General features: G+C 33.7%; 13 protein-coding genes. All 13 read right to left on the reverse strand.

The window, feature by feature from the left end:
* Positions 1-54: 54 nt before the first annotated feature.
* On the reverse strand, positions 55-1,407 hold the full coding sequence (gorA, locus tag ACSYSW_RS08995; protein ID WP_491705376.1) for a glutathione-disulfide reductase: 1,353 nt from the start codon (positions 1,405-1,407) through the stop codon (positions 55-57).
* 281 nt (positions 1,408-1,688) lie between these two features.
* The gene (gene hldE, locus ACSYSW_RS09000; protein ID WP_491705375.1) at positions 1,689-3,113 is read right to left on the reverse strand and encodes a bifunctional D-glycero-beta-D-manno-heptose-7-phosphate kinase/D-glycero-beta-D-manno-heptose 1-phosphate adenylyltransferase HldE; all 1,425 of its coding nucleotides are present in this window, start codon (positions 3,111-3,113) and stop codon (positions 1,689-1,691) included.
* 26 nt (positions 3,114-3,139) lie between these two features.
* Entirely contained in the window at positions 3,140-3,919 is a 780-nt protein-coding gene (gene tatC / locus ACSYSW_RS09005; RefSeq protein WP_491705374.1) for a twin-arginine translocase subunit TatC, read from the reverse strand.
* The gene (gene tatB / locus ACSYSW_RS09010; RefSeq protein ID WP_491705373.1) at positions 3,912-4,259 is read right to left on the reverse strand and encodes a Sec-independent protein translocase protein TatB; all 348 of its coding nucleotides are present in this window, start codon (positions 4,257-4,259) and stop codon (positions 3,912-3,914) included. The genes tatC and tatB overlap by 8 nt, the downstream gene beginning before the upstream one ends.
* A 6-nt stretch (positions 4,260-4,265) precedes the next feature.
* Positions 4,266-4,493: a twin-arginine translocase TatA/TatE family subunit gene (gene tatA / locus ACSYSW_RS09015; protein WP_491706045.1), complete on the reverse strand. Its 228-nt coding sequence runs from the start codon at positions 4,491-4,493 to the stop codon at positions 4,266-4,268.
* Between the two features lie 70 nt (positions 4,494-4,563).
* On the reverse strand, positions 4,564-6,132 hold the full coding sequence (gene ubiB / locus ACSYSW_RS09020) for a ubiquinone biosynthesis regulatory protein kinase UbiB (RefSeq protein ID WP_491705372.1): 1,569 nt from the start codon (positions 6,130-6,132) through the stop codon (positions 4,564-4,566).
* A gap of 11 nt (positions 6,133-6,143) precedes the next feature.
* A complete protein-coding gene (gene ubiE, locus ACSYSW_RS09025; RefSeq protein ID WP_491705371.1) occupies positions 6,144-6,920 on the reverse strand; it encodes a bifunctional demethylmenaquinone methyltransferase/2-methoxy-6-polyprenyl-1,4-benzoquinol methylase UbiE in 777 nt (258 codons plus the stop codon).
* A 79-nt stretch (positions 6,921-6,999) separates the two neighbouring features.
* Positions 7,000-7,932 (reverse strand): multifunctional transcriptional regulator/nicotinamide-nucleotide adenylyltransferase/ribosylnicotinamide kinase NadR, encoded by a 933-nt coding sequence (gene nadR, locus ACSYSW_RS09030; protein WP_491705370.1) that lies wholly within the window; start codon positions 7,930-7,932, stop codon positions 7,000-7,002.
* A 139-nt stretch (positions 7,933-8,071) separates the two neighbouring features.
* Positions 8,072-9,151, reverse strand: coding sequence for a TrmH family RNA methyltransferase (locus ACSYSW_RS09035; RefSeq protein ID WP_491705369.1), 1,080 nt, complete (start codon positions 9,149-9,151; stop codon positions 8,072-8,074).
* Between the two features lie 20 nt (positions 9,152-9,171).
* Complete coding sequence (nusB, locus tag ACSYSW_RS09040) at positions 9,172-9,591, reverse strand: transcription antitermination factor NusB (RefSeq protein ID WP_491705368.1); 420 nt, start codon at positions 9,589-9,591, stop codon at positions 9,172-9,174.
* A 4-nt stretch (positions 9,592-9,595) separates the two neighbouring features.
* Entirely contained in the window at positions 9,596-10,066 is a 471-nt protein-coding gene (gene ribH / locus ACSYSW_RS09045; RefSeq protein WP_491705367.1) for a 6,7-dimethyl-8-ribityllumazine synthase, read from the reverse strand.
* Between the two features lie 285 nt (positions 10,067-10,351).
* Positions 10,352-11,710: a Trk system potassium transporter TrkA gene (trkA, locus tag ACSYSW_RS09050; RefSeq protein ID WP_491705366.1), complete on the reverse strand. Its 1,359-nt coding sequence runs from the start codon at positions 11,708-11,710 to the stop codon at positions 10,352-10,354.
* A gap of 23 nt (positions 11,711-11,733) precedes the next feature.
* The gene (gene trpS, locus ACSYSW_RS09055) at positions 11,734-12,729 is read right to left on the reverse strand and encodes a tryptophan--tRNA ligase (protein WP_491705365.1); all 996 of its coding nucleotides are present in this window, start codon (positions 12,727-12,729) and stop codon (positions 11,734-11,736) included.
* Positions 12,730-12,750: the final 21 nt, after the last annotated feature.

Consider the following 12,750-nt stretch of genomic DNA (forward strand, 5'->3'; position numbering starts at 1 on the left):
GAGCAGCTAAAAATTATAAATCATAGCTTACTTGTGTAGTCAACCTAAAATAGGTTAACGCATTGTTACAAATTCTTCTGCAGCCGTTGGGTGAATAGCAATCGTATTATCAAAATCTTGTTTTGTGGCACCCATTTTTAATGCAACGGCAAAACCTTGTAAAATTTCGTCCATACCATGACCAATACCATGAATTCCAACAATTTTTTCTTCTTTACCAAGGCAAACAAGTTTCATACGACAAGGTTGTCGATACTTTGTTACTGCGGTATACATAGCGGTAAAAGTTGAAATATACACTTTGACATTTTCATCACCAAATTCTTTTCTAGCTTCCGGCTCCGTTAATCCAACCGTTCCAATAGGGGGATGAGTAAAAACGACCGTTGGAATATTGTGATAATCTAAATGTTCATCTGGTTTATTATTGAATAATCGTTCTGATAAACGTCGACCCGCAGCAACTGCAACCGGCGTTAAATTTGCCAATTCAGTATCATCCCCAACCGAGTATATCCCATCGATATTCGTATTTTGGTATTTATCAACAATAATAAATCCTTTTGCATCCACGTTAACACCTGTTGCTTCAAGATTAATATTTTTCGTTGCAGCTTCTCGTCCTATTGCCCAAATTAAACAATCAATAGTATAAGATTCACCATTTTTAAGTTTTAAAGTTAAAGAGCCATCATCATTTTTTTGTACGGATTCAGGAATAGCAAATGTATGTAGAGAATGACCATCCGCATTAGTGATTTCTAATAAGGTATCAACAATTAAAGGATCAAAAGTTCTTAACGGCGTTGCTTGGCGAACAAATTGATGTGTTTCAGCGCCTAATGCGTGTAAAACACCGGCAATCTCGCAAGCAATATAACCTGCACCAACTACCGCAACACGTTTTGGCAAGTTTCCTAAAGCAAAAAAACCGTCCGAGGTTATACCATATTCTGCTCCCGGTAAATCAGGAATAACGGGTTTACCACCAACAGCAATTAAAATATGATCAGCCGAAATTTTTTCACCATTGACTTCAACGGTGTGTGCATTAACAAACTTTGCAAACCCTTGAATAACATCGACTTTATTATTAGTTAATACTCGATCATAAGATTGATGGATTCTATCTATATAAGCATCGCGACTCGCAACTAATGTTTGCCAATTTAATCCATGTAACGATACATCAAAACCATAATCAGGTGCATAATGATTAATCGCATCAGCAATTTGCGCTCCATACCACATAATTTTTTTAGGGACGCAACCAACATTTACGCAAGTCCCTCCTAAAGCTTTTGCTTCAATAATCGCGCATTTTTTTCCATATGAAGCAGCCCGATTTATTGATGCAATTCCACCACTGCCACCACCTATAGCAATATAATCATAATGTTTTATCATAAATATCCTCTAAATTAGCTTTTTTCTTTATAATATGTTATCTCTGCATAGATTGGCATATTGCCTAAGATAAAAAAAGTCATTAATAAAAACTTTAGCAATAGTTATTAACTATCAATATAAAGAAATTAAATGGGAAAATAAATAGAAAAATCAATAAATAAGTTATTAATCAATAAGTTACTATTGAAACAATAAAAATAAAGAAGTTATATTAACTAATAACTTCTTTATTAAAAAAGCAGATACTAATAAACAATAAAATTATAACTCAACAAATATTAACGATTTTTTATAAGGTTAATAATATTTGAAGTTGAACAACCCTCTTCAAAATTTAATACTTCTACTTTACCGCCTGCTGCGATAACTTGCTTACCACCGGCAATATCGTCAACTTTATAATCACCACCTTTAACGAGAACATTCGGTAATATATTAGCAATTAAACGTTCAGGAGTTTCTTCACTAAATGGAATTACCCAATCTACAGCACTTAATGCACTTAATACCGTCATACGTTGATTTAACGGATTAATGGGTCTTGTATTTCCTTTTAATTGTTTTACCGATTCATCGCTATTTACCGCGACAATTAAACGATCGCCTAATTGTTTAGCTTGATTAAGATACGAAACATGACCCGCATGTAAAATATCAAAACAACCATTAGTCATAACAATTTTTTCGCCACGATCTTGTGCTTGTTTAACACGTTCTTTAAGATCTTCTTCATTAATAATCCCAAAGCCGGTATTAGGATGTATATTAATCGCATTTGCTAATTCAATAGGGTTAACCATGGAGGTTCCTAATTTACCGACAACCACACCAGCAGCTGCATTAGCAAGATAGCAGCTTTCTTCTAATGATTGACCAACAGATAAAGCTGCAGCTAACGTTGCAATGACAGTATCGCCTGCCCCTGTAACATCAAAAACTTCTTTAGCAAGCGTTGGCAAATGATAAATTGGTTTATCTAATTGTAATAAAGTCATTCCTTTTTCACTGCGCGTTATCAATAACGCGCTAAGATCATATTGTTTAATTAAAGCATAACCTTTGGTAATAATTTCATCTTCATTTTGGCATTTACCAACGACAGCTTCAAATTCTGCCATGTTTGGTGTTAATAAAGTGGCACCACGATAACGATCAAAATCATCGCCCTTTGGATCTACAAGTACAGGAATATTTAATTGTTTTGCATAGCTTATAATGGATTGAGGATCGTTTAATACCCCTTTAGCATAATCTGAAAGAATAATAATTTTGGCAGATTTAACTGCAGTTTTGACACGATCAAGAATAAGATGGGGATCAATATTATTAAAAGCTTCTTCAAAATCAAGACGAATAAGTTGTTGATTATGCGATAAAACACGTAATTTTGTAATGGTTGGATGGCTTGATAATGCTACAAAATCGCAGCTTACATTCATTTGCATTAAATGATCATTTAAAATTTTAGCTGCTTCATCAATACCTGTTAAGCCAATTAACTTTGCCTTACCTCCTAACGAGGTAATATTAATAGCCACATTAGCTGCGCCGCCGGCTCTTTCTTCTAGATTTTCAATTTTAACAATAGGAACAGGTGCTTCCGGTGATATTCGATTTGTGCCGCCATGCCAATAGCGATCTAACATAATATCACCAATAACAAGTACATCAGCATTATCAAAGGCAGGTAAGATAATTCTCATAAATAATTTCCTTTATGATTCATTGGTTATTCTTCTAAATCCATATGTTCCGATTTTTCATTTAAACAGTTTGATTTAGTTGCTGTTTGCCGAGGGCGGTAAAATCTTGCAAAAAAAATGCCTATCTCAAATAATAAACAAATTGGTATTGCTAATAATATCTGTGAAAAAACATCGGGAGGCGTAACAAACATCGCAACAGCAAATACGCCTACAATAATATAGGGTCTTTTTTTACGTAGACTTTTCGGCGTCGTAACTCCAGCCCAACAAAGTAATATAATGGCAACAGGAACTTCAAATGCGATACCAAAGACTATAAATAATGTCATAACAAAATCAAGATATTTAGTGATATCAGTATTAATTGCGACATCGGCTGGTGCTGTATGAATGAAAAAATAAAAGGCTAATGGAAAAACGACATAATAAGCAAAAGCGATACCTGCATAAAATAATAATGTACTTGAAACAATTAAAGGAGCAACTAGACGTTTTTCATGTTGATAAAGTGCAGGTGCAATAAATCCCCAAACCTGATACAGAATATAGGGAATAGAAATAAAAATCGCGACGATAACAGTCAATTTTATTGGCGTAAAAAAAGGTGCAGCGATATCTGTTGCTATCATACTGCTGCCAGCTGGCAATTGACGCATCAAAGGATCGGCTACTACATGGTAAATAGTATTTGAGAAATACAATAATGCACCAACAATCAATAAAATACAGATAAGGCATCGTAATAGCCTTGTTCTTAATTCTATTAAATGGCCTATTAAAGGTTGAGTAGATTCATCAGTCATGTTTATCTTGGTTTGTTATTTGTGTTGGTTTATCAGTTTGCGTTGCATCATTGATATCTTTTTGTAAAGATTCGGCGACACGTTTTAAATCATCAATAGACTGTTGAATTTCGGGGGTGATATCTTTTAATCCACTTTGCTCTGCTTTTTTTAAACTGTCTTGTAATTCTTGCAATTTTAGATTTTTATTAAGTTCTAATTGAACCGTTGCTGACATACGTCTTAAAACGTTAATCCAATTGGCAACAGTTTTTATTGCAACAGGTAATCGCTCAGGTCCTAACACAACAAGCCCAATAATTAAGACTAATAGTATTTGCCCAAAACTGATATCAAACACGAAGAATTACCCTTTTTTATTATCTTCTGACGATTGTAAATCAAGTTCTTGCTTATCTTTACTCGAATCATCTGCTTTATTAGCTAAAGTTTCGTTTGTTTTATCGTCACTCATGGCTTTTTTGAAGCCTTTAATGGAGGCACCCAAATCCGATCCTAAAGATCGTAATTTTTTAGTACCAAATAATAAAACAACAACTAAGATTAAAATAAGTAATTGTGGCCAACTTGGCATCATGATAAGCATCTCCGTAAGTATGATGTATTAAATTATACACTTAATTTTTATTTGCGGTAAATGGCGATTAACCGAATAATGAAAATATAGACAGACCTAATCCTACAAGAGTTATCATAATAATAGATACAAATAAATGAGTTTGTGATCGTTTAATTAGTTGTAATTCCTGCTGTAAATCATTTAAACTTTTTAACATCTTTTGATTTATAATCTGTGTATTTACCATTTTAGCGGGTATTTCAGGTAATAAATTACGCCATTCTGGTAAAGTTTTATATAATTGTTTTAAGAGCGATTTAGCGCTGTATTTTTCAGCATACCATTCTTCTAAAAAGGGTTTTGCCGTTTTCCATAAATCAAGTTCAGGATATAACTGGCGTCCTAATCCTTCGATATAAAATAGCGTTTTTTCAAGTAATGTTAATTGCGGTTGGATTTCCATATTAAATTGACGAGCCACTTGAAATAATGCCAATAAAATTTGTGAGAATGAGATTTCTGCTAATGGTTTAGCAAATGCCGGCTCACAGACACTACGCATAGCGTTTTCTAAAGCAAGAACATCCGTATTTTCAGGTACCCAGCCCGAAGCAAGATACGTTTCCGCAATTTTACGATAATCACGATTAAAAAAGGCAAGAAAATTTTCAGCAAGATAATGTTGATCATCGGGACTTAAAATCCCAACAATTGCACAATCAATACCAATGTACCTTGGATTTTGAGGATCGGTTATATCGACGAAAATGTTCCCAGGGTGCATATCTGCATGAAAAAAGTTATCCCGAAAGACTTGTGTAAAAAAGGCCTGTACGCCTCTTTCAGCAAGTAATTTCATATTGACATGATGTTTTTTCAGTTCAGCAATATTTGCAATAGGGATCCCATATACTCGCTCTTCAACCAGAATGTTTTTACGGCATAAATCTTGATAAACATACGGAATATACAGTATTTCGCTATTTATAAAATTTTTTCGCAGGCGCATTGTATTAAACGCTTCTTGATTAAGATCTAACTCTTTTAATAAGGTCGTTTGATAATCTTGGACGATTTCGACAGCCCGCAAGTTTTTTCCTTCTTGTACTCGTTTCGTAAATTGTTTGGCAACCCAAAACATAAGTGCAATATCTGATTGAATAACAGGCAAAATATTGGGACGTAATACCTTAATGACAACTTGTGCACCGGACTTTTTTAAAATAGCAGTATGCACTTGTGCAATCGATGCGGAAGCTAATGGCGTTGGATCAAAATCCCTAAAATAAGTATCTATAGGTTCTTTCAGCGATTTTTCAATAATCTGTTTTGCTAATTCACCATCAAAAGGCATAACTTGATCTTGTAATTTAGCTAAAGCATTAGCAATACTTTTCGGTAAAATATCACGACGCGTTGAAATCATTTGCCCGAATTTAATCCATATAGGACCTAACTCTTGCAAAGCTAAGCGCAAGCGTTCAGCAATATCTTTATTTTTATCTTTACGCCTTACCCAAAATAAACAAGCTAATAATATTTTTAGCTGCCTAGATCCATAAGATTTATAACCTTGGTTAGATGGTGGTAATAATTCATTTAATCGATAAGCTCGGAACACAGCTAAAATTTTATAAAGTCGAAAAAAAATCATCGCTTCTCACTTTAAAATTTAAAGCCAATATGCAGAGCAACTATACCGCCTGTCATATTGTGATAATTAACATCGACAAAACCCGCATCTTCCATCATTTTTTTCAATGTTTTTTGATCAGGATGCATACGAATAGATTCGGCTAAATAACGATAGCTTTCAGAATCATTAGCGACAATTTTGCCCATTAAAGGTAACATGGTAAATGAATACAAATCGTAGGCTTTATTTAAAAGTTTATACTCTGGTTTCGAAAATTCTAAAACTAATAAACGCCCACCTGGTTTTAAAACTCGCCACATTGAATTTAACGCTTTTTGTTTATCAGTAACATTGCGTAAACCAAATGAAATCGTAATACAATCAAACGTGTTATTGACAAAGGGTAATTCCTCAGCATTGGCTTGGACATATTCAATATTTTTAAATAATCCTTTGTCACGTAATTTATCACGGCCAACTTGCAGCATCGATTCATTGATATCCGCTAATACAACTAATCCATCGTTACCTACAAGAGTTGAAAATTTAGCAGTCAGATCGCCTGTCCCACCAGCTAAATCTAATACTTTTTGCCCTTTACGTACTCCACTGTATTCAATAGTAATTTTCTTCCAAATACGATGGATACCAAAAGACATTAAGTCATTCATTACATCATATTTATCAGCAACAGAATGGAAAACATTGGCAACACGTTTGACTTTATCTTGTTTTAAAACTTGCGTAAAACCAAAGTCTATTTTTTCTTGATTTGTATTATCTTGATTATCCGAATATTGAGACATAACCACATACCTATCCTAACGATTTTAATTATTCTAACATACGCTAGAATAAATGTGATGAACTAAATTATATCAATGATTATGATAATAATTTAGCAACCAGTTTTGTTACCATTTCAAATTGCGTTAATGTTGATTTTTGCTGATCCAGCATGTTTTTAGTAATGACTAAATCAAAAGGATAACTTTGAATTAATTGATTGAGATCTTTATTTTCTTTCTGGTAACGCAATGTATAAAAACGAGCCAACGATTGAAAATCGATTGAAGTAAACAAAATTTTATTCGCTTTTTCATTTAATTCAGAAATGCGCTCGGCTTGAATTAAAGCGATTTTCATAAATTCTGTTTCATTTAAATAAAGGGGGGCTTGTTTATTTAAATCAGATTGGATGTAGTTAATATAACCATTAGCCACAAATTCAGTATTATAAATATTAGCAAGTTGCATCGGTAAGTCGTTAAATTTATGTTGCCCTAAAATTGCCACTTTACGGACAAAAAAAGGCTGGGCGGCTTTAGCAATATATGACCAATATTGATACGGGTTTTGACGTATCATAGTTGCGCTAATATTAATAAAATCGCGTTTAGCATCAATTAATTTAACTGGACAATTAAAATATTTTTCATGATAGATGGTATCTTGCTTTTCACTTGTAAAAATTACCGTTGGCGTTATTTTTTCAGCATCTAATATTAGCTTAACTCTAGCACTCCAATCTTGCCAACCATTTGGATAAGCTTTGATACCCGATTCATCGAGTAAATGAATATGAATATTGGGACGATTTTGGAAAGTTTTTTGTAACCAAGCAAAACGATCACTAACTTGTGGCGCTTTTGGTAAATGACTTTCTTCAAAAAGACGTAAATCCCTTGCGGCTTCATAACCAAGCATAATATGTAAAATATCAACCTGAGAAACTGCTTTTTCAATTAAATAAATATGTCCACAATGTAAGGGATAAAATTTACCAAAAATCAAACCAATTTTAAGCTCTAATGACATAAAATATTACCTTATTAGCTGATAAAAGTAACATTACTCGATATACAAAATAGCTATTTATAATCAATTCACTCGTGATATTAAAGTTGCTTCATTAGGATTAACCTTTTTAATTTAAAAATTAAAAAGGTTAATTAAATTATTCAGCAATTTGATGATAAGCTAATAAAATACCTGTCGCGACCGAAATATTCAGAGACGGCATATTTTCATTACCTTTCAAATAAACAACCTTATCAGCACAATTAATTAATTTCATATTGATCTGTTGAAAAATAACAAACACCACTTTTTGATTAAATGATGATTTTTGTAATTCAATTGCCTTAATTGACTTTACTTGACAAGGTAATAAAGCAATGACCTCATAACCTTGTTGCTTGAAAAGATCTAATGATGCTAACAAATCATCACTTTTAATTGATGTTAATGCTTCAATTCCCCCTTCGGCAACCCGCATTGCTGCACCGCTATCTAATAACGCCGGATCACGTAACATGACACCATTTACATCAAAAAAAGCGGCACTACGTAATAATCCACCTAAATTATGAGGGTTATTAATATCATCAATGGCTAAAACACAATCATGATATTTTGATTGAGTTTGTTCTAAATAAGATAATACTTGAATCGATTGATGTTTTTTGACAATCAGACAAACGCCGCCATGGTGTGGTGTTTGGGCTATTTTATTTAATTGTTCGGTATCGACAATATCATAACCTAAATGATGCTCAACTAGCCATTTAATCAAATCCTTAAATTGGTAGGTCATTTCTTGCGTTATAAACAATTTTATCATGGCACTCGGGCGATGTTTAAAAACAGCCTTACAAGCATTTTCGCTATAAACAAGTGTTTCTTCTTTTTTACCTTGACGTTTTCCATCAAAACCAAAAGTTGGGGTTTGTTCAATATTACTAACTTTCTTTTTCCATGGTGATTTAGGATCTCGATCATCATTTTGCCTATCTTTATAAGAGTCACGTTGTAACTCTGTTTTTTTATAAGCAGTATTTAATTTCGGTTTAAACGCTTCAATACGATCCGAAAACACCTCATTATCACGTTTTGTTTTTGAATAAGGTTTAATATTAGATTTTGCTTTAAACTTATTTTCACCCGATTTATCTTGCCAATTCTTATGAGGCTTATTCGTTGTAGTATTTTTAGCATAAAAGATAGTTGGCTTTGCTTTATCAATGTTATCAGTCATATAAAATTCACTTTAAGCGTTTATCGAGTACGGATAGTTGGGGCGACTTTATCTAATACCCCATTTACAAATTTATGGCTTTCTTCTGCGCCAAATAATTTAGTCAGCTCAATAGCTTCGTTGATAACGACTTTATAAGGGACATCTTGGCGTTTTGTTAATTCATAAAGTGCTATACGTAATATAGCTAATTCGATTTGATCTAATTCATCAATAGTACGATCTTTTAAAAAAGGCATCATTTTTTGATCAAGATCCGCGGTATTAGTTGCAACACCATTTAAAAGTTCACGAAAATATTTATTATCGGTTCCTTTCATATCTTGTTCAGCAATAAAATTAACTTCAACATCAGAAATAGCATTTTTTGAAATTTGCCAAGAATAGATAGCTTGTAAAGCAAATTCTCTAGCTCGACTGCGGGGATTAACGGTAGCCACTTATTTACTCCTTAATGGCATGGATAACATTTAACATTTCAAGCGCAGTTAAAGCCGCTTCAGCGCCTTTATTACCCGCTTTTGTTCCTGCTCGCTCAATGGCTTGCTCAATACTTTCGGTTGTTAAAATTCCAAACCCAACTGGAATAGAAAATTCTAGGCTGGTTGATAGCAAACCAGAACTCGACTCACCCGCTACAAAATCAAAATGAGCAGTACTGCCACGAATAACTGTGCCTAAAGCTACAATCGCATCATATTTCTTTGACGCCGCGGCAACTTTAGCAGTAAGGGGAATTTCGTAAGCACCTGGTACCCAAATAACGGTAATATTTTCTTCATTTACTTGACCAATTCGTGTAAGCGCATCAACTGCACCACTTACCAGGCTTTCGTTAATAAAATGATTAAATCGAGCAACCACAATTGCCACTTTTGCTTCTGGTGCCGCAAGTTTGCTGTTAATTGTCTGCATATACATCCTTATTTTTTAAATCTAACATCATAGAATATCTATGAATAGGGCAAAAAATGATGCCCAATTTTACCATAAATTAAACACTTATCCTATCAGCACGTTGCTAATTCGCAGGATTAAACCTGCAAAAAGCGCTAATTATCTTGTTGAATATTTAGATAAAAACATGCACTACATATTAATCATGACGTTCGAAATAATTTTGTAAAGGCTTATCCTATTTTACAAAGAGGATAATATATATATATGCTTTATCATACTTACTATTGAATAATCGTTGTATTATAATAATTTTTCAACATCCGTGATTGCTTTGCGATCGGGTAAAAAGATAATGATATGATCGCCAGCTTCAATCGTTAAATCAATATTAGCAATAATAACATCATCTTTACGTACAACAGCTCCAACTGTTGCCCCTGAAGATAATTTAAGACTATTAATATTTTTACCGATGAGTTTTGATGTTTCAACATCGCCTTCGACAATAACTTCTACAATTTCAGACTCACCTTGTCGTAATGAAATGACTTTCTCAATTCCTTGACGCCTCACATGACTTAATAACTCTGAAATAGTGGCATGTTGTGGAGAGATTGCAATGTCAATAACACTATCGTTGATAAGCTCCAAATAAGCTTGCCGTTGGATTAAAACAATGACTTTTTTGGCACCCATCCTTTTTGCTAACATCGATGCCATTATATTAGATTCATCATCACTCGTTACCGCAATAAAAAGATCTGTCAACTCTACTTGTTCTTGAGATAACAATTCTTGATCAGAAGGTTCACCATGTAAAACTGTCGTGTTGGTAAGTTGCTCTGCAACATGCTCTGCACGCTTTGCATTGGCTTCAATTAATTTTACTTGATAATCGTTTTCAAGCCGTTTCGCAAGTGCAACGGCAATACTTCCGCCTCCACTAATAATAATATGTCGGCAAGGTTTCTCAAGTCGTTGAAATTCACTAGTAACGGCTTTAACATTGTCTGGCGTGGTAATAAAATAAACAATATCCGCTGCTTCAATTAAAGTAGATTCCATCGGGCGAATAAAGCGATTTTGTCGATAAATCGCGACAATTTTTGCCTCAACATGCGGCAAATGTTCCTTTATTTCGGATAATTCGTTACCAACAAGTGCTCCACCATAATAAGCCATGACAGCAGCTAAACAAACTTTACCATCGTTAAAGGACGCAAATTGTAAGGCACCCGAATACTTAACTAACTGGCTAATGTTTTTAGTTATTAATTTTTCCGGTGCAATAATATGATCTATTGGGATCCCATTATTATTAAATAACGAATACTTTTCTTCGTTATATTCTGGTGCTCGTATTCTAGCCACTTTTTTGGGAATATTAAAAAGTGTATAACCAATTTGGCAAGAAATCATATTCACTTCATCAGAACTTGTCACAGCAACAAGCATATCCGCTGATTCGGCCCCTGCTGATTCAAGAATTTGTGGATAAGAGGCTTTACCTAAGATGACTTGTAAATCAAATCTTTCTTGAAGAGACTGTAATTTATCACCATCTTGATCAATAACAGTCACATCATTTTGTTTATCAGCAACTAAATATTCAGCTAACGCACTACCTGTTTGACCAGCACCTAGAATAATAATTTTCATTTCATACCCACATAAGTGAATGGTTATACAAATCCAATTGCCTCATACACTTTTTTAAGTGTTAACTCTGCTTTGGCATTTGCTTTGTCTGCGCCTTCTCGCATAATTGAATATAAATAATTTTCATCATTACGATATTGATGGTATTTAGTTTGAAGATCGCTAATCATTGCTACAACTTGCTCAGCAACTTCTGTCTTTAAATGCCCATACATTTTACCTTCAAAATGTTTTTCTAATTCGGAAATAGTTTTACTTGTAACGCCCATTAAAATATCTAATAAATTCGATACCCCAACTTTATTTTTTGGATCATAACGAACAATAGGTGGTTCATCTGAATCGGTTAATGCGCGTTTAATTTTTTTAGTGATCTCTTTGGGATCTTCAAGTAAACCAATCACATTATTCCTATTTTCATCTGATTTTGACATTTTTTTAATCGGCTCTTGTAACGACATTACCCTAGCACCAACGGGTGGAATAAATCCTTCAGGAATAGTAAAAATATCACCATACAAGGCATTAAAGCGAGTTGCTATATCTCGGCATAATTCAAGGTGTTGTTTTTGATCATCACCTACTGGCACTAAATTTGCTTGATATAATAAAATATCTGCCGCCATCAAAACAGGATAATCAAATAATCCAGCATTAATATTTTCCGTATTACGAGCTGATTTATCCTTAAATTGGGTCATTCGGCTTAATTCACCAAAATAAGTATAACAATTAAGCGCCCAACCTAACTGAGCATGAGCAGGAACATGCGATTGGATAAAAATAGTACTTTTGCTAGGATCAATTCCACAAGCAAGGTAAAGAGCCATCGTATCTAATGTTGCTTTTCGTAATTTAATCGGATCTTGTCGTACCGTAATAGCATGTTGGTTAACAATGCAATAAATGCATTCATATTTTTCTTGCAATGCAACCCAATTTTTTAATGCCCCTAAATAATTACCCAACGTCAATTCACCTGAAGGCTGAGCGCCGCTAAAAACAATTGGTTTACTCATAATTTTTATTCCTAATTTATT

It is taken from the genome of Gilliamella sp. ESL1225 (assembly GCF_058502635.1).